Below are 20,494 nucleotides of genomic sequence, written 5' to 3' on the forward strand. Positions count from 1 at the left end.
AGAGAGGCTTGGCTCAGGTCAAGGGATTATCGCCGGATTTGGGCGCACGGCCGCGGCGGGGCGGCGCCGGGAGGAGGGTGACGCCGTCTGATTGAAATTCAAGGAGGATGTCGGCCAGCGTCAAGCGCAGCGGCGCGCCGGATTTCAGAGCTTGCGATAGGCGCAGCGCCGCCCGTTCCAGCCGGTCGAGGCGAAGTTGCGCCGCCGGGGCGAGGCGCTCGATCTCGATGGCGAGGACGCGCTGGAGAAGCTCCAATGGGAGTTCGCGCAAGCCCACTGGGTCAAAGCGCGCGCGCCTTTCGTCGCTGTCGAGAAGCGCCTTGGCTCGGGCCGCCGCCGCGCACGACGTTAGCGCGGCGTCGGCGCGGGCGGCGCGGGCTCCGAGCCTCAGCAGCGCCTGCGGATCGAGGCCCTGTTGCGCGAGCGTCGGCATGAGCTGGCGCAGTCGGGCGCGGGCATAGGTCTCGTCCGCATTGGAGGGGTCGGAAAAGAAAGGATGGCGCGTCTTTTCACAGATGCCGACAAGCACGCTTTTCGGAAAGCCGAGCAGGGGCCGCAAAAGCGCCACCGTCCCGCAGCGGGACTCGGCGGCCATGCCTGCGAGGCCCGAGACGCCAGAGCCGCGCATCAGTCGAAAGAGGATGGTTTCCGCCTGATCGTCCGCGTGATGGGCGGTGACGATCGCGCCTGCGCCGATTTGATTGGCGCATCGTTCGAGCAGGCCGTAGCGCGCCTCCCGCGCGCGCTCCTGGATCCGCGTCGAGGGTTTGTCGCCCTCCCAGGTCAGTAGATGATGCGCGAAGCCCAACGCCCGCGCCCATTCGCCGACCTGCTCGGCCTCGGCCCGGGCGCCGGCGCGCAGGCCGTGGTCGACCGTCGCGACCGCCATTTCATGGGCGGCGCGCTCGGCCCATTGCGCGCAAAGCAGCATCAGGGCGACAGAATCAGGCCCGCCGGACACGGCGAGCAGAAGGCCGTGATGCGGGCGCAGTAGGTCGAGGGCCCTCGTCTCGTCCAAAATCAGCGCCCGGCGCGCGACATCAACACGAAAGTTTCTTGCTCTCGCGCGCCGCCGCGTCGCGTATGCGCGCAGATGAGCCCGGATATTTCATCCCGATCTCATTGAACGATGCGCAGGCCTGATCCTTCGCCCCCATGGCGCCGAGCGATTGGCCGAGGCGCAGCAGCGCGTCCGGCGCCTGGGCCGACTGGCCGAATTTCTGGGAGATTTCGAGATACTTCTCCGCCGCCTCGCGGTGGCGCCCGCGCAGGAAGAAGCTCTCGCCGAGATTGAAGGTCGCCGCGGGAGCGTATTTGCTCTTCGGGTTCTTGGCGAGAAATGCCTGAAGCTCTCTCTCGGCGGCTTCGAATTTGCCGGCCTTCAGCGTGGCGACGGCGTCTTCATATTCTTCCTTCGGACCCGGCGGGACGGCGACCGGCGCCGGCGCGATTTCCGGCGACGCGCTCGGCTGATCGCCGACGAGGCGGCCATGGGCGATGTCCAGAGGCTGTCCGACCTCCCGCACCGGCGGCGGGGCCGTGGTCACCGAGCCGGCGGCGGTCTTGGGCGGATTGGAGAGGGGCGCGGAGGGAGCCGCCGAACCGAGCGGCTTGGGCGCGCCGGGGGCGGTAGGATCGCTTGCGGGATCGAAGGCGTCGCCGCGCTTCATGCCGGATGCCGGCGTCGCGGCTGGCCCAGGGACGGCGGCGGCGGGCGCAGGACGGGGCGCGGCGGCCGGGTCCGCCGGATGCGGCGCGGCTTCCCTGGCGACGCGAAGCTGCTCTTCCAGCACCTGCACCTTGTGCTGCAGCTCTTCGTTCTGGCCTGTCAGGCGCCGGATGTCGCGCTCGAGCCTGTCGATGCGGGTCATCATCGCGGCCGTATCCGGGCCGGCGTTGTCGATCTCGCCGGGCGGGCCGTCGAAATCCGCCGGCGGGCGGTTGTACCCCTGCGTCAGTTCGACGTCGGAGTCCGGCCGCGAGGGGCCATAAGGATCATAAGCCTGCGCGGCGCCCGCGCTGAGGAGGAGGGCGGCGGTGAGAGCGATGCGAGAGATCATGGGCGTGATGTGGGGATGAAACGGCCGCGCTGTAAGCCTTGCCGAATTGGCTGCCGCCTCATCATAGGCGCGGGTTGGGCGTAATTGCGGCGGGGCGTTGCGAATTGACAAGGTCAAGTCTAGCATCGGCTTCGTTTTGGAGCGGAATTTTGAGCAGCCGTTATCTTTTCAGACGAATCTTTGCGCGGGCTCAGCCGCCCCTCGCGTGGCCGGTCGGGGTTATCGCCGTCCTCTCGTGCTTCGCATCCCGCGCCGCCGCCCTCGCTCCCGCGCCGGAAACCGGCGCCTGTTCGCTGGAAAACGCGATCCCAGCGACGGTCGCGGCGATAGATGACGATTTCGACCTGCTTCTCGACGACGGCCGGCGCGCCGTACTCTCCGGGCTCGAATTTCCGCAGACGACCGCAGCTGGAGCCCGCGACATCCGGGCTGCGGCCCGCAAGCGGCTCTCGGACTGGCTCGCGGGGAGGGATGTTTTTCTGGGCGCTTTCGCCGCCGCTGCCGACCGTTGGGGCCGCATCCCGGCGCGCGTTTTCGCGTCGCAGGGGGAGAGGCCGGACGCGTCGCTCGTCTCTGTGGGCGGCGTCCTGTTAGAGGAGGGGCTCGCGCGTTTTCGGCCGGATGCGCCCGCCGCCCCCTGCGCGCGCGACTATCTCGCGGCCGAGTCGCCAGCGCGGGAAGCCGGGCGAGGGCTTTGGGCCGATACGGGCTTGCGGCCCCTCGACGCCGCCAAGGGCGCAGGCTTGTTGCAGCGCAAGGGAATCGTGGTTGTGGAAGGCCGGATTTCGAGCCTTGGCGAGAGTCGCGGGGCCATCTACCTGAATTTTGGCCAAAAGCGAGCCGAAGATTTCGCCGTCGTGATTTCGCGTCGCAATTTGGCTATGTTTCAGGCGTCGGGAATCGAACCCCGAACGCTGATCGGGCGGCGGGCGCGCGTGCGAGGGTTGATTGAGACAGGTTTGGGACCGCGCATGGAAATTTCCGCGCCAGCCGAGATCGAGATTCTTGAAGGCCGGCCTTAGAAGCGCCGGCCGCGCGCTTGCGCTCGCCTCCGCCTTTTTCCTGGCCGATTGCGCCGAGCTCGAGCGTCAGGGCCAGCTTTTTGGCCCCGCGCCGCCCCCTCCCACGACGACGCCCGCCAAGCCTGCGCCGCCGAAGACCGAAAACCGCGGCTCCGTTCAGCACAAGGAATTGCTCAACCAGTTCGGCGGCGAATATCAGGCGCCGGCGGCGGAGCGCTATCTCGACGCCATTCTCGCCAAGCTCGCCCAGTCGAGCGACACGCCCGGCCAGACCGCCTACAAGGTCACGATCCTCAATACGCCGGTGGTCAACGCTTTCGCGCTGCCCTCGGGCAATCTTTACGTCACGCGCGGCCTTCTGGCGCTGGCCGGCGACGCCTCCGAGGCCGCCGCGGTGATGGCGCATGAAATCGCCCACGTCACGCTGCGCCACAGCGCCCTGCGCGCCGAGAAGGAGCGCGAGGCGGCGGTGATCTCCCAGGCCGCGACTGTAATTCAGAGCCGCCAGAAGGGCGAAGAGGAGCGCTCCAAGCAGCGCCTCTCTGTGGCGAGCTTCTCCCGCCAGCAGGAGCTGGACGCCGACGAGACGGGCGTGAAGGTCATCGCGCGGGCCGGATACGACCCCTATGGCGCCTCGCGTTTTCTGACGGCGCTGGGCCGGTCCTCAGAGCTGCGCGCCGCGCTCTACGGCAAGCGCAAGGACTCCATGGGCTTCGACATCATGTCGACGCACCCGTCGACGCCCGAGCGCGTTGCGCGCGCTGTCGGGGTCGCGCGCCAGATCAGCGCGCCGGGCATCGGCCAACGCGACCGCGCCGGCTATCTTGCGGCGATCAACGGCGTCGCTTTTGGCGACGACCCGATGGAAGGCTACGTCCGCGACCGCAAGTTCACCCATCCGCGCCTCAAGTTCACATTCACCGCGCCGGAAGGTTTCCTGCTGGAAAATTCCAGCGAGGCGGTTTTCGGCGTTCGTCAGGCGGACAATGAGGCGCTCCGGCTCGATACGGTGCGCAATCCGCAACTCGAGAGCCTGGAGGCGTATGTCAATTCTGGCTGGGTCGACGGCCTGCTGTCGTCGTCGGTGAGGAGGCTCGACATTAACGGCCTGCCGGCGGTGACGGCGGTGGCGCGCGCTGGAGAATGGAACTTCCGCCTCGCCGTGATCCAGTCGGGGGACTATCTCTATCGACTGATTTACGCGGCCAAGGCGCTTACGGACCAGGCCGAGAAGGAATTCATGGAATCCATCATGACTTTCCGTCGCCTCACGCCGGAGGAGGCCAAAGAGGCGCACGGACTTAAAATTTCTGTAATCTCATCCGCTCCTGGAGACACGACGGAGAGCCTCGCCACGCATATGACGACGCCTAACCGTCCGCTCGAATACTTCCGTCTTCTCAATGGGTTGGATGAGAGCGAACAGGTCGTGGCGGGCGAGCGTTACAAAATCGTAACGGAGTAGGGGAGGCGCATCCGGGAACATGACGGCTGCCCGCGGGTTGAACGCTTAGAGTTGTTCAAATCGCGCGGATATCTCGCTTCGTCATAACAAAGAGATAGCGCGCTATGGAGATTCGGCCATGGCGTATCTTCCCGGTCTCGGCAGAGAATTGATGAAGGCGGCGGCGGACGCCCCTTTTCTCGAAAGAGATGAGGAAAAGCAGCTCGCCATCGCGTGGCGCGACAATGGCGACAGGCGGGCTCTGCATAAGCTGACGGCCGCCCATATGCGGCTGGTCATCGCCATATCCGCCAAGTTCCGCCACTATGGGCTTCCCATCGCCGACCTCGTTCAGGAAGGCCATGTTGGTCTGCTGGAGGCCGCGGCGCGGTTCGCCCCGGAGCGCGACGTTCGCTTCTCGACCTACGCCACCTGGTGGATCCGCGCCTCGATACAGGATTACGTGCTGCGCAACTGGTCGATCGTTCGCGGCGGCACAAGCTCGACGCAAAAGGCGCTCTTCTTCAACCTGCGTCGCCTTCGGGCCCGTCTGGCGCGCGAACCCGAGGCTTTCAGCACGGGCGACGCCTATGACCGGATCGCGCAGACGCTCGGCGTGTCCCGCGCCGATGTCGAAATGATGGATTCGCGACTTTCGGGCTCCGACGTCTCGCTCAACGCCCAGCTTGTCGACGATGAGTCGGCGGGCTCCGCGCAGCGCATGGATTTTCTGGTCGACGACGCCCCGCTTCCCGACGAGGTGGTCGAGCAAAATCTCGATACCGACCGCCGCGCGCGCTGGCTAAAGGACGCGCTGGCCATCCTGTCGGAGCGGGAATTGCGCATCGTGCAGGAGCGGCGATTGACGGAAAATCTCGTGACGCTCGAAACGCTCGGCGACAAGCTCGGCATTTCCAAGGAACGCGTCCGCCAGATCGAGAGCCGCGCATTGACGAAGCTGCGTCGCGCGCTGTCGAAACTGAAGGACGACGATGCGCCCGACGAGGCCGCGTCACCGATGGCCTGAGAGGACGCCAGGAATCGAAAAGCCCTCCGCTCAATGAACGGAGGGCTCTTTTTTGTGCACTCTATGCGAGCCAGGTCTCTTTACGCGGCGCGATCGACATCCTCTTCGTCGGCCTCGTCAGCCACATCGGCGTCGGTCTTCTGGCCGCGACGTGGTCCCTTCTGCAGGAAGGATTCGATGAGCTTGAGCGCCTCCGAATCGATCAGCTTGCGGACGGCGGCGACTTCGCGGGCCATACGGTCGAGCGCCGCCTCGTAGAGCTGGCGCTCGGAGTAGGACTGCTCGGGCTGCGTGTCGGAACGGTAGAGGTCACGCACGACTTCGGCGATCGTTACGAGGTCGCCAGAGTTGATCTTCGCCTCGTATTCCTGCGCCCGGCGCGACCACATGGTGCGCTTGATGCGCGCGCGGCCGCTGAGCGTGTTGAGCGCCTTGTCGACCACATTGCCCTCGGCGAGCTTGCGCATGCCGACATTGCCGACCTTGCTCGTCGGGACCTTGAGAATCATCTTATCCTTGATGAAGCTCACCACGAAGAGTTCGAGGCTGAATCCCGCGACCTCCTGAGTCTCCACGCCGACGATCTGGCCGACGCCATGCGCCGGATACACGATGAACTCATTGAGCTTGAAGCCGTGTTTCGGGGTTGCCGGCTTCGCCTTCGCCGGCGCGGGGGCGGGCTTCGCAGCAACCCGGGTGTCGATCGCAGTCTTTTCGGCGGCGACGGGCGTCGCCGTCGTAACGGGGGGCTCGTTTCGTTTTGCCAATTTTTTGTCTTCGCCGGCTGTCGTGGTTGAGGAGGTCTTACCAGCCGCCGCGGAGGCCGCCTGCGCGGCTCCCGAAGCGGGGGAAGCAGGAGTAATGTCGCGCGCCGGTTTCGGCGCGGCGACGGTCGCCGCCGGCGCAGTCGCCGGGACGATCTTGGAAACGGTCGAGGCCGCAGCCTTCGCAGGCTCCGGAGCCTTGGCGGGAGCCGGGGCCTTCGCGGGCTCCGCCGGCTTGGGGACGACCGTAAGCTTTGTGACTTCCGCGGGCTTCACGGCTTGCGCGAGCTGGGGCGCCTTGGCGGCGGCGGGCTTCACGACCTTGGGCGTGGGAGCCGTCGCTGCGGGCGTCTTCGCCTCCGGCACAGGGGCCTTCGCGGTGACGACGGCGTTCTTCACCGCCTTGGCCGCCGCCTTGACGGGCGTCTTCGCCGCCGCGGTCTTGGCTGCCGGCGCGACAGACGTTGACGCGATCGTGGAAGCGGCCGACTTGGAAGAGGCCGACTTGGCGCTCGTCTTGCCGGACACGCCCCCGCGAGCAGCGGAATTCTTGACCGGCGCGGTGGCGCGTGCGGCCGCCTTTGCGCTCGCGGCAGACTTCGCGGTCGTTGCGGTCTTCGCGCTCGTCACGGATTTGGCGCTGCTGGTCTTCGCCGCGGTCTTCGCAGATTTCGCCGCCGCCTTGGCAGGAGCCTTGGCGGGGGCGGCAGCGGCCTTCGACGCCGTCTTGGCGCTCGACGAAGTCTTGCCTTTGGTCGCCGCCTTGGCGGCCTTGCTGGCGCTGGATTTGCTTGACTGGGTCGAGGCGGAGGCCGTCGCGCGAGACCGGGCGGATTGCGACGCGTTCTTCGTCGCCGACCCCCGGGAGCGCGAAGACGCTGTTGTGACGCCGGCCCCCTTCTTCTTCTCGTTCTTCGTGGCGGACGGCATACGCGGGACACTCCTTCTGCGCCCCGCTGTGGAGACGGGGCGAAATTGCAGATCCCCTACCGTCCCACGGTGCAACCGCAGGGCCGGCAAGTCTTTCGATCTGGCACCTTAGCTAGAGCGGCGGCGACGGAGTCGGGCTTTGGACACAACGGTCAAGCGCGCGCTTTCTCTTGCTTGGAGGCAAACTATCGGATTCATCCGGTCGCCAAGGGGCGGCGATCCTCTGTCGGACTCTATATCATGCCGCGGGGCAAAAATCAAAGATAACCCTCGGCCGCGATCAAGCCGAAGGATTGCGAGCCGATAGCCAAGTTCAGGAAAATAATATGTATTCGGCGTTATTAATAATGTGGAAACTATTTACGGCCGCCGGGTTGGCGCCGCTTTCCGAGCCGATTCGATTCGGCGCCCGCAAGGCGGGCGCCGGCAGCCGTCAATCTCCCTCGCCGGGCTCGGCAGAGAAGTGCGCCTCGAACTTGCCGGGCTTGCCGTCCCACTCCTTGGCGTCCGCCGGCGGCTCGCGCTTGATGGTGATGTTCGGCCAGTTCTGGGCCATTTCGGCGTTGAGCTGCAACCACTTCTCCAGCCCTTCCTCGGTGTCGGGCTTGATCGCCTCGGCGGGGCATTCCGGTTCGCAGACGCCGCAGTCGATACATTCGTCCGGATGGATGACGAGCATGTTCTCGCCTTCGTAGAAGCAGTCCACCGGACAAACTTCCACGCAGTCCATATACTTGCACTTGATGCAGTTTTCCGTGACGACGTAAGTCATGTGGGTTCTCTTGAGCGCTTCGCGCGGATTGGTGCGCTAGCTAGCGTTTTTGCCGCCGTCATGCAAGGCATGCATGAAAGCCATTTTGGCGCCGCCGCCTTGCGGTCCACAATGGGGTTTACAGTAGGCTGAAATGACAGAGACCGAATTCAGACCGACATCCGCGGTCACGCAGACCACCACGGCGCGCGCTCTGTTGCTCGGCGAGCGGATCGACACTGTGGGTCTGGAGCGCGCCGACCTCGTATCGACGTCGCCGCTCGCCTTTCACGTGGGGCAGGCGGGGTTCGCGGTTCTCTACCGCTTCGGGGTCGCGGTACTCTTCGGCCTGTCGCCGCTGGAAGAGGACGAGATCGTCACGAAGATCGGCGCGCGGGTCGCCGGCGCGTCGCGCGGCGACGACGAGACGCTCGTCATCGAGACGGCGCATGACGGCGAGGAAAAGGCGCTGCTCAATGGCCGCCTCGCCGTGAAGGATCTTTCCGAGGCGCGGCTGCTCGTGATCGCCGACGCGCTGGCCAAGAGCGTGGCGCTCGCCCGCGACGAGCGTCGCGTGAACGCCGTCTTCGACACGATCGAGCCCTTCGCGGCGGAACTCGCGAGCAAGGGCCGCCCGCCGTGGAAGCGCAAGTCGATGCTGGAGCTCATTGGGCAGACGCTGCTCGTGCGCCATCGCGTCTCGGGCCGCGTCGCCGTCGAGGACAAGCCCGACGTGCTTTGGGACCGGCCCGATCTCGAGCGTCTCTATGCGCGTCTCGAAGACGAATATGAGCTGGAGGCGCGCGGGCGGACGCTCAACGCCAAGATCGACGTTATTGGCGAAACGGCGCGCGCCCTCACCGATCTCATCGACGCCGATCGGTCGGTACGGCTCGAATGGATCATCATCGTGCTCATCGCGATGGAGTTCGGCTTGTCGCTGTTTCAGATTTTCGTCGATCAGCGCCCCCACGCCACGCACGCGGCTTCGACGTCCCCGCATGTCTCGGCGCCGGAGAGCCATGCGAAGTGAGGCAGTTGGTGCCTTGCGAAGGTGAATTGACGCTTGGCGTAATGGCGCGTGTCGAGCTTGCCCCTCACGATCGCTTCGTCGAGCGTCGCGCGTCCGTCGAGATAAGCGATCAGTCCCGGCACGCCATGGGCGCGCATGGCGGGGAGCGCGGGATCGAGTTGGCGCTCTCGTAATCGGGCGACTTCGCCGAGGGCGCCCATCTCCATCATCCTGTCGAAGCGCGCGTCGATGCGCGCATAGAGCGTCTCGCGTTCCGGCGCCAAAAAGAACGCCGGGCATTGCGCGGCGTCGAGCAGAGGCGCGCTGCGCGGTCCCTGGAATGAGGCGAGGGGCTTTCCCGTTGCGGCGAAGACTTCCAGCGCGCGCATGATGCGCTGCGGATCGGTCGGGCGCAGCCGTGCGGCGGTTTCGGGGTCCCTCGCCGCGAGCTCTTCGTGGAGCTGTTGGGGGCTCTTTCCTTGCGCCGCTTCGCGTATCTGCAGGCGCACGTCTTCCGGCACGGCGGGGATGTCGGAGAGTCCATAAAGCGCCGCCTTGAAATACATACCCGTTCCGCCGGCCAGTACCGGCGTGACGCCGCGCGCATCGAGGTCTTTGAGCGTCTGCGCCAAATCCGCGAGATAGCGGCCGACGGAGTAATTCACGCTCGCGTCGACATGGCCGAAGAGGAGGTGCGGAACTTCCGCTTCTTCTTCCGGCGTCGGCCGCGCCGTGATGACGCGCAGGTCGCGATAGACCTGCATCGAGTCGGCGTTCACGACCGCGCCGCCCAGGCGCCTGGCGAGCTGCATCGCGAGGGCGGACTTGCCCGAGGCTGTCGGACCTGCAATGAGAATGGCGCGGGGCATGGCGCTATTGCGGCGTAAATGAGCGAGATGTCAAAGGCGATCCTTGCAAGGGTCCAAAAGCGTTTCCTCACCCTGAGGAGCACGCCGGCTGGCGTGCGTCTCGAAGGGCGAGGAAAGGCGTCGACACGGGGTGTCGCGCCCTCGTCCTTCGAGACGCGGCCTGCGGCCGCTCCTCAGGATGAGGTCGCTCTGGACAGGGTTGCGATATGAAAAGCGTCGCGACTTTTGTCGCGGGGCAGGGCGCGTCGCTGGGCGAGGCGGCCGTCCGTCGCGCTTTGCAGGGCGCCAGCATTGCCGCGTTCGCGCTGGATTGGCTTGCGCCCGAGCTGGCCTGCGACGCTTTTTTCGATAGCGATGATCTCGATGCGTCGAGGGCTGGTCTTCAGTTGGCGCTTGCCGCCGCGCCCATCGACGTCATCGTTCAGCCTGTGGATGGACGACGCAAGAAGCTTCTCGTCGCGGACATGGACTCGACCATGATCGAGCAGGAATGCATCGACGAGCTTGCGGGGCTCATCGGCATTCGCGACCGGATCTCGATCATCACCGAGCGCGCCATGGCGGGCGAGCTGAATTTCGAGACGGCGCTGCGCGAGCGCGTCGCGCTGCTTGCGGGCGTGACGCTCGATCAGATCGAGACGCTGGTGACGCGCATCACGCTGACGCCCGGCGCCCGCGCCCTGGTTCAAACGATGCGCGCCCATGGGGCGCATACGGCGCTCGTCACTGGCGGCTTCACGCCTTTCACAGAACCGGTCGCGGCGCGCATCGGCTTCCATGAGACTTTCGCGAATCGGCTGGAGATCGTCGATCGCGCGTTGACCGGCGTCGTGAAGGATCCCGTGCAGGGCAGGGCAGGCAAGCGCGCCGCGCTCGCGGGTTTGCGCGAGCGTCTCGGACTGCCGCACGAAGCGACGCTCGCCATCGGCGACGGCGCCAACGATCTCGACATGCTGCGCGAAGCGGGCCTCGGCGTCGCCTATCACGCCAAGCCGAAGGTGGCGGAGGCGGCGCATGCGCGCGTGGATCATGCGGATTTGAGCGCGCTGCTTTACGCGCAGGGCTACCGGAAGGCGGATTTTATTGCCTGACGACTCACGCGCCGTCGTAAGCGCGTTGCAGCGCTGCGAGATCGAGCTTCGTCATCGTCAGCATCGCTTCGGCTACGCGCCGCGCGCGGGCAGGATCCGCGTCCTTCATCAACTCGCCGAGCGCTTTGGGCGCGATCTGCCAGGAAACGCCGTAGCGGTCCTTCAGCCAGCCGCAGGGCTCATAAGTTCCGCCATCTCCGAGCGCCTCCCACAGGCGGTCGATTTCCGCCTGGTCGTCGCACTCGATCGAGAAGGAGATCGCGTGATTGAAGTCCTCGAACCGTCCGGCGCTGAAGGCCATGAAAGGCCGGCCGAGCAGGGTGAACTCGACGATCTTGACCGAGCCGGCGGGCCCGCTCGGGCTGTCGGCGGGGAGCGCCCTGACGCAGTCCACGCGCGATTCCGGAAGCAGCGATACGTAGAAGGCGGCGGCTTCCTCCGCCTTCTCCGAATACCAAAGGGTGGGGATCAAGCGCGGCGCCATCGTTTGTCCTCCAATCGACGGCGCCGGGCGTTTTTACTCGACCGGCAGCGCCACGAAATGCGCGTCGCCGGCGCCGTTCGCGACGATAAGTAGGGCGGTCTTCTTGCCCGCTTCCTTCAGCGCCTTGATCTTCTTCACCGCGTCGGCGGGATCGCTGACCGGCTCCTGATTCACCTCCAGCAGGATCTCGCCCGGTTGCAGCCGCTTCTCGGCGGCGCTGGAGGACGGATCGACCGAGGTGATCAGCACGCCGTTCTTCACAGTGTCCTTGATCTGGAAGCGCGCGCGCAGATCGTCGGTGAGGCGCGAAAGCTCCATGCCCAGCGCGCTCTGCGACGACGGGCTGGACGATTCGGGCTTGTCCTTCTCGCCCGACTCCTTCGAGGCGACCTTCTCGCCGTCTTCGAGGCGGCCGAGCTTCACCTTCTTGGTCTCTTCCTTGCCGCCGCGCATGATCACGAGCTCGACGTCGCGGCCGACCGGGGTCGCGGCGACGAGCTTGGGCAGATCGCGCGATTCCTTGATCGGCTTGCCGTCGAACTTCACGATCACGTCGCCGGCCTTGATGCCGGCCGGCTTCGACGGGCCCTTGTCGTCCACACCCGCGACGAGCGCGCCGCGCACGGAGCCGAGATTGAGCGTCTCGGCGATGGCGTCGTCGACATTCTGGATGCGCACGCCAAGCCAGCCGCGTCGCGTCTCGCCATATTGCTGGAGCTGCTCGATCACCGGCATGACGGTGTTGGCGGGCGTCGCGAAGCCGATGCCGACCGAGCCGCCCGAAGGCGAGAGGATCGCGGTGTTGATGCCGATGACGTCGCCATCCATGTTGAACAGCGGGCCGCCGGAATTGCCCTTGTTGATGGAGGCGTCCGTCTGGATGTAATTGTCGTAGGGGCCGCTATCGATATTGCGGTTGCGCGCCGAGACGATGCCCGCCGTCACTGAACCGCCGAGGCCGAAGGGATTGCCGACCGCGAGCACCCAGTCGCCAACGCGCGCCTTGTCGCTGTCGCCGAACTTCACCGCCTTGAGCGGCTTCTCGGGCTTCACGCGAAGCACCGCGACGTCGACCTTCTGGTCCTTGCCGAGGACCTCCGCCTTGAGCTTCTGGCCGTCGTTGAAGATCACAGTCACTTCATTCGCGTCGGCGATGACGTGATTGTTGGTGATGACGATGCCCGAGGCGTCGATCACGAAGCCGGAGCCCAGCGACGAGGATTTGCGCTGGCGGGGCATGTCCGGCATGCCCTGGCCCTGACGGCGCTTGAAGAATTCCTCGAAAAGGTCGTCGAAGGGCGCGCCGGGGCCGCCCATTCCCGGCGGCATGCCGGGCATCTCGCCGCCGCCCTTGCCGCGCTTCGCCTCGACCGTCTGCGTCGCGGAAATATTGACGACCGCGTCGGAAACTTGCGCCGCGAGATCGGCGAGAGAGTCGGGCCCCTTGGCCCAGGCGGGGCCAGCGAGCCACAGAGAAGAGGCCGTCGCGAGCGCCAGCGCGGCGCGGCGAAATGCGGATATCATGCGTGCTGTCTCCTGCGGGACAAGTATTGGGGCGCAACTTCGCAGAAAAGGAGAACCTGCGCCAGTTTTTTGATTCCATTATGATTTCAAGGCCGACGACCCGCAGTCTGCGCCGCGTCGCCGTCGCGCTTTGGCTACTGACGCTTCTGGGCCGGCGTCGTCGGGAGTCCGGCCGCGCTTTGCTGCGCCGCCACGCCCTCGGGCGCTGAGAAAAAACGGAAAAAATCGGAACGCGGACTGACGAGAAACCGCGTTTCTCCCGGCTTGAACGCCGCCTCATAGGCCTGCATCGAGCGATAAAAGGCGAAGAAGTCGGGATCCTTGCCGAAGGCTTCGGCGAAAATGCGGTTGCGCTCGGCGTCGCCTTCGCCCTTGATCTGATCGGCCTTCTGCTGCGCCTCGGCCTTCAGGACGATCACGTCGCGGTCGGCCTTGGCGGTGATCTTCTGCGCCTGCTCCGCGCCCTGGGCTCGATATTCGGCCGCCTCGCGCGGACGCTCGGTCTGCATGCGGCCATAGACCTTTTCGGAAATCTGCTGGGGCAGGTCGACCCGGCGGATGCGCGCGTCGACGACCTCGACGCCAAAGCGGCGCGCTTCCGTATCGGCCTGCTTCTTGATCTTCGCCATCAGGGCCGAGCGCTCGTCGCGCACGATCTGCTGCTGATTGGCCTCCGACAGCACACGGCGAACGGCCGAGTTCAGCACAGAGCCGAGCTGGTTGTTGGCGCCCTGCACGCTGTTGACCGACTGGTAGAATTTCAGCGCGTCGATGATGCGGTATCGGATGAAGCTGTCGACCTCGAGGCGCTGATTGTCGGCGGCGAGCACTTCGAGATTCGGACTCTCCACGTCGAGGATTCGATTATCGAAAGTGACAACGTTCTCGATCACCGGAATCTTGAAATGCAGGCCTGGCTCGGTGATGAGGCCGCGGCCCGCGACGGGTTCGCCAAATCGCAGAACGAGCGCCTGCTCGGTCTGCTCGACTGTGAAGAGCGCGCCGCCCGCGACGGCGACGGCGATCATCGCGAGGAGGGCGAGCGCGAAGAGGAGGCCGTTTTTCACTTCTGTCCTCCGTGAAAGGGCGCGAAGGAGGGCAGGGGCACGAAGGGCGCGACGGAGGCGCCCCCCTTCGAAGGATCGTCGAGAATCACCTTCTCGGCGCCTCCCAGCACACGCTCCATCGTCTCGATGTAGAGACGCTGGCGGGTGAGGGCGGGCGCGTTCTTGTATTGCTCGTAAATCTTGTCGAAGCGCCCCGCCTGGCCACGCGCCTCGGCGACCATCTGCTCGCGATAGGCCTCGGCCTTCTGGAGAATTTCGGCCGCCGCGCCGCGCGCCTCGGGCACCACGCGATTCGCATAGGCCTCGGCCTCATTGCCGAGTCGCTGCAAATCCTGCTGTGCGGCCGTCACGTCGCGGAAGGCCGCGATGACCTGCTGCGGCGGATCCACGGACAAGAGAAGCACCTGCAGCACAAGGACGCCGCTCTTGTATTCGTCCAGAACCTTCTGCATCAGCGCCTGACAGGCGGGTTCGATCACCTTGCGGTCGGCGGTGAGAATTTTCTGGATCTGCGACTGTCCGACGATCTCCCGCATGGCGCTTTCGGCGACCGCCTTCACGGTCGTCTGGGGATTGGCGACGTTGAAGGCGTATTCCTCCGGCTTCGATGGATCGATCTGCCAGATGACGCGGAACTTCACGTCGGCGATATTTTCATCGCCGGTCAGCATCAGGCTTTCTTCGGGCGCGTCCGGGCCGAGACGGACGGCCTGCGCGTTGCGGCGGCGTCCCTCGACCGGCGCCGCTTCTTCCCGGAAGCCGACATCGGTGACGTTGCGATCGGTCACAGCGAGCTTGACGACCGAGCCGACAGGGGCGGGGAGGTTATAATTGAGGCCGGCCTGCGTCTTGCCGCGATATTTGCCGAAGATCAGGTTGAGGCCGATCTCGTTCGGCCCGACCGTATAGAAGCCCGACAACAGCCAGGCGAGCAGGGTGAGGAGAACGAGGATCGCCAGACCCCCGCCGCCAAAGCCGGATGGCAGGAACTGTTTCAACCCCTCCTGGCTGCGGCGCAGCAGCTCTTCGAGGTCCGGCGGCTGCGCGCCGCCGCCCGGTCCCTGGCCCCACGGGCCTCCCGGCTGGCCCCACGGATTATTGTTCTGATTGCGCGGGCCGCCTTGATCGCTCCAGGGCATTTTTTCTCGCGGAGATTGGTTGTGGCCTCTGGCGCTGCGGCTTCGCCGCGCCTCCCATGTTATAGGCATTCGCCGGCGTGGCGGCAATGACGGGCGGCCTAAATGCATTGGCGGAGGAGTTACGCCGATGATCAGGGATTATACGAATATCGCCGCCAACGAACGCACGTTTTTGGCCTGGATTCGCACGGGCGTCGCAGTCATCGCGCTCGGATTCGTCATTGAGCGCTTCAATCTTTTTCTGCTCGCCATGGCGACCGAGGCGGGCGTGGCGGCGTCTCTTCCTGGGTTTCACCGGTTGTCGAGCCCGACCGGGCGCTATGGGGGGATGGCCCTCGTCGGCGCGGGGGTCTTTCTCATCGTCGTCGCGACGATTCGCTTCCTGCATACGGCCCGGCTTCTGGAAGACGAGGCTGCGCATCGGCCGCAAAGGACCCACGCGACCCTCATCCTGCTGTCATCCATCGTGCTGAGCGTAGCGGCCTTCAGCGCCTATCTGGCGATCGGCTGATCAGCCGCCGAACCAGACATAGGCGAAGGAAACGAGCAACGCGAGGGCGAAGCCGATCAAAGCGTTCATGAGGAAGTTGTTATTGCCCAAATCGTCCATGGCGAGCGCTCCACGCGGGGCTGGCGGAGACGGTGGGATTCGAACCCACGATAGGGTTTCCCCTATAACGATTTAGCAAACCGTCGCCTTCAGCCTCTCGGCCACGTCTCCGTTCGCGCGGCCCGTCGGACCGTGCGGATGCGCGACATATGCCAAAGCCGCCGTGACTTGGCAAGCGAACCCACCAGACGATTTGCCCCATTATTGCCCGCTCAGCCCGGTTTTTGTGCATCTCGGGCGGCCAAATAGTGTCTTCTTTGCAACAGCTTGGCTGAAACTCCCGTCTGGCGTGCGCAGACGGGATGGAAGACGTTGACTGTGCGCGCCCAGAACTGCTGCAGTCTCGCTGGGCTCTAGGAGAGGGAATCGTCTCCGGGTGGGCTTGGCAACAGCATTGGACACGCAAGCTTGGGCGTGTTTTCAAAATATTCATGAGGCTGGAATGAAGAAGATCGCTCTTTCGGTCGCCGCGCTTGCGGTGTCCGCTGGCGCCGCCCTCGCGGCGGACCTCCCCTCTCGCAAGGGCCCGCCGGTCCTTCCCCCGCCGCCCCCGCCGCCGCCCATGTGGACCGGCTTCTACGTCGGTCTGAACGCCGGCGGCACCTGGGCCAACAGCAACACCACCACGATCGCTTCGGCCCCGGCCTTCATCAACGCGCCTGCGCTGTCCGTGCTCGGCCAGAGCTATGGCCCGGCTGCGGCGCTCGCGACGTCGGGCGTTCTCAGCAGCGGCAATGGCGGCGGCTTCATCGGCGGCGGCCAGATCGGCTACAACTATCAGTTCTATAACAACTTCGTTGCCGGCATCGAGGCCGACATCCAGGGCATCGCCAGCAGCTCGCAGACGGCTCGCTCGGCTGGCCTCGTCGACCGCGCTCTGTTCACGGGCGGCGCTCTCGGCGTCAACTTCGTGTCCGGCGCGACGGCGGTTTCGCGCAACCTCGACTACATCGGCACGGTTCGCGGCCGTCTCGGCTGGCTGTTCACCCCGACCCTGCTGCTCTACGGCACGGGCGGTCTCGCCTATGGCGGCGTGAGCAGCAACGTCGCGATCGTCGGCGGCCAGGTTCCGAACACCGGTTCGACGGACTTCGCCACGGGCGGCGCCTTCTCCGACACGCGCGTTGGCTGGACGGCCGGCGGCGGCCTCGAGTGGATGTTCATGCCGAACTGGTCGGCCAAGGTCGAATATCTGTATTACGACCTCGGCACGGTGACCTATAACGCCGCGCCGTCGGTGACGGTCCTGACGGGCACGAACACGCTCAATTTCGTGAACGCCCATCAGGTTTCGACCCGCTTCAACGGCAACATCGTCCGCGCGGGCGTGAACTACCACTTCAACTGGGGCGCTCCGGCTCCGGTCGTCGCGAAGTACTAATCGAAAATTACGTTTCGAACGAAAGCCCGGCCGCAAGGCCGGGCTTTTTGTGTCTTGGGCGCCACAGTGTCCGACAAAGCGAAGCATGAGGGCTCCGTCCGGCCGGATTTGCTTTGACTGTGCGCGCGCCTCTCCGCAAAAAGGTGCAAGCCCAAGGCGCGCCAGGCGCGAGACGGAGCTGAACGAGGCTCAAGCGCGGTTGTCGCGCCCTTGAGCTGAAGATGAGGCAGATATGAAGAAGATTGCTCTTTCCATTGCCGCGCTTGCGGTGTCCGCTGGCGCCGCCCTCGCGGCCGACCTTCCCTCGCGCAAGGGCCCGCCGGTCCTTCCCCCGCCGCCCCCGCCGCCGCCCATGTGGACGGGCTTCTACGTCGGTCTGAACGCTGGCGGCGGCTGGGCCAACAACAACAACATCAACACTGTTGGCGGTCCGTTCTTCATCAACCCCGCGTTCCCGGCCGGCGCCGGCGCGGTCGCCAATGCGCTCGCCTTCTCGGCCAGCAACAGCCTGACCGGCGGCAACAACGGCGGCTTCATCGGCGGTGGCCAGATCGGCTACAACTATCAGTTCTACAACAACTTCGTTGTGGGCATCGAAGCCGACATCCAGGGCGTCGCGGGTTCGAGCTCGACGGCGACGACCGCCGGCGTCGTGTCGCTGGCTCCGTGGGGCTTCCCGAATGAGAGCTACGCCTCGGTCGCCTCGGCTCGTCAGAGCATCGACTATTTCGGCACGGTTCGCGGCCGTCTCGGCTGGCTCGCCACGCCGACCCTGCTCATCTACGGCACGGGCGGTCTCGCCTATGGCGGCGTGAACGTGAACACCGCGTTCATGGCGCAGGAATCGCTTGGCCCGGCGACCTATCCGGCGGTCTTCGGCGGCACGAACTTCTCCGACACGCGCGTTGGCTGGACGGCCGGCGGCGGCGTCGAGTGGATGTTCTGGCCGAACTGGTCGGCGAAGGTCGAGTATCTGTATTACGATCTCGGCAACGTCACGACCAACGGCGCGCTGACGCAGATCAACGCCGTCGCGGCCCCGCCGGTCGTTTGGGGCGCCGTCGGCACGCAGACGACGACCCGCTTCAACGGCAACCTCGTCCGCGCTGGCCTGAACTATCACTTCAACTGGGGCGCTCCGGCTCCGGTCGTCGCGAAATACTAATCGAAACCGCCGCTTCGAACGAAAGCCCGGCCGTAAGGCCGGGCTTTTTGCGTTCCATGCGGCCGATGCCGTTGCGTTCGCGCAACAACTTCAAGCCTTCACCTAAGCCTATACCATTCAAGGATTATTTGCGGTTTGACTGTGCATTGCCGCTTCAGGACGTTTGGTCCTGCGGATCAAATGATTTGCAAAGTCGCCAAGCTAGTTCCCCGCCGATCACGATTTCCGAGGTTGAAACCTGAAATGAAAAAACTTGTTCTGTCCATCGCCGCCCTCGCCGTATCGGCGACCGCTGCGCTCGCCGCCGATCTCCCATACCAAAAGGGACCGCCGGTCCTTCCGCCGCCGCCCCCGCCGCCGCCGCTTTGGACTGGCTTCTATGTCGGTTTGAACGCCGGCGGCGCCTGGTCCAACAGCAACGCCATCAACGTCGCCAGCGTGGGCTTCGTGGACCCGACTGCGAACGCGATCAACCTTTTCCCGCTGCCAGCTTCGGTCGCGGCGGGCGCCGCGACGAGCGGAGTCCTCTCCTCCAGCCAGGGCGGCTTCATCGGCGGCGGCCAGATTGGCTACAACTATCAATTCTACAACAACTTCGTTGTGGGCATCGAAGCCGATATCCAGGGGGTTGCCGGCTCGAGCAGCCGCGCGAACAGCGTCGCGGCGGTTGACGCTCTCTCCGTTGTGGGCTTCCCGGGCAACTTCGTGCAGAGCACGATCAGCGTCAGCAAGAACCTCGACTATATCGGTACGGTTCGCGGTCGCCTGGGCTGGCTCGCCACCCCGACGCTGCTCGTGTATGGCACGGGCGGTTTCGCCTATGGCGGCGCGACCAGCAACACGTCAATTTTCGGCGTGAATGCCGGCGTCAATCTCGGCCTGTGCTGCGGCAACCCGGCTTTCGCTTCGGGCGGCGCGTTCTCCGACACGCTCACCGGTTGGACGGCCGGCGGCGGCGTCGAGTGGATGTTCATGCCGAACTGGTCGGCCAAGGCTGAGTATCTGTATTACGATCTCGGCAATGTCAGCTATTCGGCGAGCGGCGCGACGCCCATCGCGCAGGCCCCCGGCGTCATTCCCGCTGGCACGCCGCTCTATACGCTCGCGACTCGCGTGCAGACGCATTTCAGCGGCAACATCGTTCGCGCGGGCGTGAACTATCACTTCAACTGGGGCGCTCCGGCTCCCGTCGTCGCGAAATACTAATCGAAACCGCCGCTTCGAACGAAAGCCCGGCCGCAAGGCCGGGCTTTTTGCATTTCTCGCCGCGAGATCCTTCCCGGCAGGTTGTCGAGGACGACCATACGCCCTAACTTGACCTTAGGCATTTCAAACGGCGGCTCATTTCGTGCACCCTGACGACTTTTTCGATTTGATTGATCGCCTTGCGGCCGCGGACCGCGTCGAATCGGCTTCCGAAATCATTGAAGCGTTCATGAAGGCCTGGGGCCTTCATAACGTCGCCTATGCAGCCCTGAACATGCCGACGCCGGGCGCGTCCCGACCGCTTCTGTCGGTGACCTATTCGCCCGAGTGGCAGAAGCATTATGCGCAAAGCGGATATGTCGATCTCGACCCCATCGTGCGCTCCGGTCTGGGCGGCATTCTCCCCATCGACTGGGTGGAGATCGACCGAAGCGATCCTATCATCCGAAAGTTCTTCGGGGAGGCGCAGGAACTCGACGTGGGGGCCAATGGCCTCTCCATTCCGATTCGGGGGCGCATGGGCGAATTCGCGCTCTTTACGATCACCTCGAACGAATCGCCCGACGGATGGCGCGCCATGAAGCGCGAGCTGTTGCGCGACCTGATGGTGGTCGCCTTCAATTTCCACGCGGCGGCTCTACGGTCTTGTGGCGTCATCGAGGAAGCAACCGTGCATATCCCGTTGCGGGAGGCGAGTTGCCTGCGATGGAAGGCGCTCGGCAAGACGGACGAGGAAATCGGAAGAATCCTCGGGATCAGCTCCCACACTGTCCGGTTCCATCTCGAATCCGCGCGCGCCAGGCTCAACACCACCAACACGACCCATACGGTCGCAAAGGCGCTGGCGCTCGGGCTGATCAACATGTCCTACGAGCCGAGTCACCTCATTCCGAAAAAACGCAGCTGACCCCCCATTTTCGGGAGGTGATAACCTACTGTGACTGCATC

General features: G+C 65.2%; 20 protein-coding genes and 1 tRNA gene. 11 read left to right on the forward strand and 10 right to left on the reverse strand.

Annotated elements, in window-relative coordinates; genetic code table 11:
• Nucleotides 1-13 precede the first annotated feature (13 nt).
• Both tilS and ybgF read right to left on the reverse strand, forming a co-directional pair.
• Nucleotides 14-1,018 carry a tRNA lysidine(34) synthetase TilS gene (gene tilS, locus ACPFMJ_RS02040; protein WP_424362217.1) on the reverse strand — a complete coding sequence of 335 codons (1,005 nt, stop codon included), beginning with the start codon at nt 1,016-1,018 and terminating at the stop codon, nt 14-16.
• Nucleotides 1,019-1,040: 22 nt separating this feature from the next.
• The gene (ybgF, locus tag ACPFMJ_RS02045; protein WP_424362218.1) at nt 1,041-2,060 is read right to left on the reverse strand and encodes a tol-pal system protein YbgF; all 1,020 of its coding nucleotides are present in this window, start codon (nt 2,058-2,060) and stop codon (nt 1,041-1,043) included.
• A gap of 149 nt (nt 2,061-2,209) precedes the next feature.
• On the opposite strand from ybgF, the gene ACPFMJ_RS02050 reads away from it, so the two are divergent.
• From ACPFMJ_RS02050 to ACPFMJ_RS02060, 3 genes are all read left to right on the forward strand, one after another.
• A complete protein-coding gene (locus ACPFMJ_RS02050; protein WP_424362219.1) occupies nt 2,210-3,082 on the forward strand; it encodes a thermonuclease family protein in 873 nt (290 codons plus the stop codon).
• Nucleotides 3,066-4,547: a M48 family metalloprotease gene (locus ACPFMJ_RS02055; RefSeq protein ID WP_424362220.1), complete on the forward strand. Its 1,482-nt coding sequence runs from the start codon at nt 3,066-3,068 to the stop codon at nt 4,545-4,547. The genes ACPFMJ_RS02050 and ACPFMJ_RS02055 overlap by 17 nt, the downstream gene beginning before the upstream one ends.
• Before the next feature lie 118 nt (nt 4,548-4,665).
• Complete coding sequence (locus ACPFMJ_RS02060; RefSeq protein ID WP_424362221.1) at nt 4,666-5,553, forward strand: RNA polymerase factor sigma-32; 888 nt, start codon at nt 4,666-4,668, stop codon at nt 5,551-5,553.
• A gap of 80 nt (nt 5,554-5,633) precedes the next feature.
• Here ACPFMJ_RS02060 and ACPFMJ_RS02065 read toward each other — a convergent pair whose 3' ends face one another.
• Nucleotides 5,634-6,716 carry a CarD family transcriptional regulator gene (locus tag ACPFMJ_RS02065; RefSeq protein WP_424362222.1) on the reverse strand — a complete coding sequence of 361 codons (1,083 nt, stop codon included), beginning with the start codon at nt 6,714-6,716 and terminating at the stop codon, nt 5,634-5,636.
• Here ACPFMJ_RS02065 and ACPFMJ_RS02070 point away from each other — a divergent pair.
• The gene (locus ACPFMJ_RS02070) at nt 6,697-7,359 is read left to right on the forward strand and encodes a hypothetical protein (RefSeq protein WP_424362223.1); all 663 of its coding nucleotides are present in this window, start codon (nt 6,697-6,699) and stop codon (nt 7,357-7,359) included. The two genes, ACPFMJ_RS02065 and ACPFMJ_RS02070, sit on opposite strands and share 20 nt — an antisense overlap.
• A 321-nt stretch (nt 7,360-7,680) precedes the next feature.
• Here ACPFMJ_RS02070 and fdxA read toward each other — a convergent pair whose 3' ends face one another.
• Entirely contained in the window at nt 7,681-8,019 is a 339-nt protein-coding gene (gene fdxA, locus ACPFMJ_RS02075; RefSeq protein ID WP_424362224.1) for a ferredoxin FdxA, read from the reverse strand.
• A 133-nt stretch (nt 8,020-8,152) separates the two neighbouring features.
• On the opposite strand from fdxA, the gene ACPFMJ_RS02080 reads away from it, so the two are divergent.
• Nucleotides 8,153-9,031: an RMD1 family protein gene (locus ACPFMJ_RS02080; RefSeq protein ID WP_424362225.1), complete on the forward strand. Its 879-nt coding sequence runs from the start codon at nt 8,153-8,155 to the stop codon at nt 9,029-9,031.
• On the opposite strand, the gene miaA is transcribed toward ACPFMJ_RS02080, so the two are convergent.
• The gene (gene miaA / locus ACPFMJ_RS02085; protein ID WP_424362226.1) at nt 8,959-9,879 is read right to left on the reverse strand and encodes a tRNA (adenosine(37)-N6)-dimethylallyltransferase MiaA; all 921 of its coding nucleotides are present in this window, start codon (nt 9,877-9,879) and stop codon (nt 8,959-8,961) included. The genes ACPFMJ_RS02080 and miaA overlap by 73 nt on opposite strands.
• Before the next feature lie 206 nt (nt 9,880-10,085).
• On the opposite strand from miaA, the gene serB reads away from it, so the two are divergent.
• Entirely contained in the window at nt 10,086-10,970 is an 885-nt protein-coding gene (gene serB, locus ACPFMJ_RS02090; protein WP_424362227.1) for a phosphoserine phosphatase SerB, read from the forward strand.
• Nucleotides 10,971-10,974: 4 nt separating this feature from the next.
• On the opposite strand, the gene ACPFMJ_RS02095 is transcribed toward serB, so the two are convergent.
• From ACPFMJ_RS02095 to hflK, 4 genes are all read right to left on the reverse strand, one after another.
• The gene (locus tag ACPFMJ_RS02095; RefSeq protein WP_424362228.1) at nt 10,975-11,454 is read right to left on the reverse strand and encodes a VOC family protein; all 480 of its coding nucleotides are present in this window, start codon (nt 11,452-11,454) and stop codon (nt 10,975-10,977) included.
• 33 nt (nt 11,455-11,487) lie between these two features.
• Nucleotides 11,488-12,978 carry a DegQ family serine endoprotease gene (locus tag ACPFMJ_RS02100; protein WP_424362229.1) on the reverse strand — a complete coding sequence of 497 codons (1,491 nt, stop codon included), beginning with the start codon at nt 12,976-12,978 and terminating at the stop codon, nt 11,488-11,490.
• A gap of 134 nt (nt 12,979-13,112) precedes the next feature.
• The gene (gene hflC / locus ACPFMJ_RS02105) at nt 13,113-14,045 is read right to left on the reverse strand and encodes a protease modulator HflC (protein WP_424362230.1); all 933 of its coding nucleotides are present in this window, start codon (nt 14,043-14,045) and stop codon (nt 13,113-13,115) included.
• On the reverse strand, nt 14,042-15,184 hold the full coding sequence (hflK, locus tag ACPFMJ_RS02110) for an FtsH protease activity modulator HflK (RefSeq protein WP_424362231.1): 1,143 nt from the start codon (nt 15,182-15,184) through the stop codon (nt 14,042-14,044). The genes hflC and hflK overlap by 4 nt, the downstream gene beginning before the upstream one ends.
• Nucleotides 15,185-15,311: 127 nt before the next feature.
• On the opposite strand from hflK, the gene ACPFMJ_RS02115 reads away from it, so the two are divergent.
• A complete protein-coding gene (locus ACPFMJ_RS02115) occupies nt 15,312-15,695 on the forward strand; it encodes a YidH family protein (RefSeq protein WP_424362232.1) in 384 nt (127 codons plus the stop codon).
• Between the two features lie 120 nt (nt 15,696-15,815).
• Here ACPFMJ_RS02115 and ACPFMJ_RS02120 read toward each other — a convergent pair.
• Nucleotides 15,816-15,905: transfer RNA gene (locus ACPFMJ_RS02120), tRNA-Ser, on the reverse strand.
• A gap of 331 nt (nt 15,906-16,236) precedes the next feature.
• Here ACPFMJ_RS02120 and ACPFMJ_RS02125 point away from each other — a divergent pair.
• From ACPFMJ_RS02125 to ACPFMJ_RS02140, 4 genes are all read left to right on the forward strand, one after another.
• On the forward strand, nt 16,237-17,175 hold the full coding sequence (locus ACPFMJ_RS02125; protein WP_424362233.1) for an outer membrane protein: 939 nt from the start codon (nt 16,237-16,239) through the stop codon (nt 17,173-17,175).
• 232 nt (nt 17,176-17,407) lie between these two features.
• The gene (locus tag ACPFMJ_RS02130) at nt 17,408-18,340 is read left to right on the forward strand and encodes an outer membrane protein (protein ID WP_424362234.1); all 933 of its coding nucleotides are present in this window, start codon (nt 17,408-17,410) and stop codon (nt 18,338-18,340) included.
• 243 nt (nt 18,341-18,583) lie between these two features.
• Nucleotides 18,584-19,546 (forward strand): outer membrane protein, encoded by a 963-nt coding sequence (locus ACPFMJ_RS02135; RefSeq protein ID WP_424362235.1) that lies wholly within the window; start codon nt 18,584-18,586, stop codon nt 19,544-19,546.
• A 142-nt stretch (nt 19,547-19,688) separates the two neighbouring features.
• Nucleotides 19,689-20,453 carry a helix-turn-helix transcriptional regulator gene (locus tag ACPFMJ_RS02140; protein ID WP_424362236.1) on the forward strand — a complete coding sequence of 255 codons (765 nt, stop codon included), beginning with the start codon at nt 19,689-19,691 and terminating at the stop codon, nt 20,451-20,453.
• Nucleotides 20,454-20,494: the final 41 nt, after the last annotated feature.

Source organism: Methylocystis parvus, assembly GCF_049675845.1.
GTDB lineage: Bacteria > Pseudomonadota > Alphaproteobacteria > Rhizobiales > Beijerinckiaceae > Methylocystis > Methylocystis parvus_A.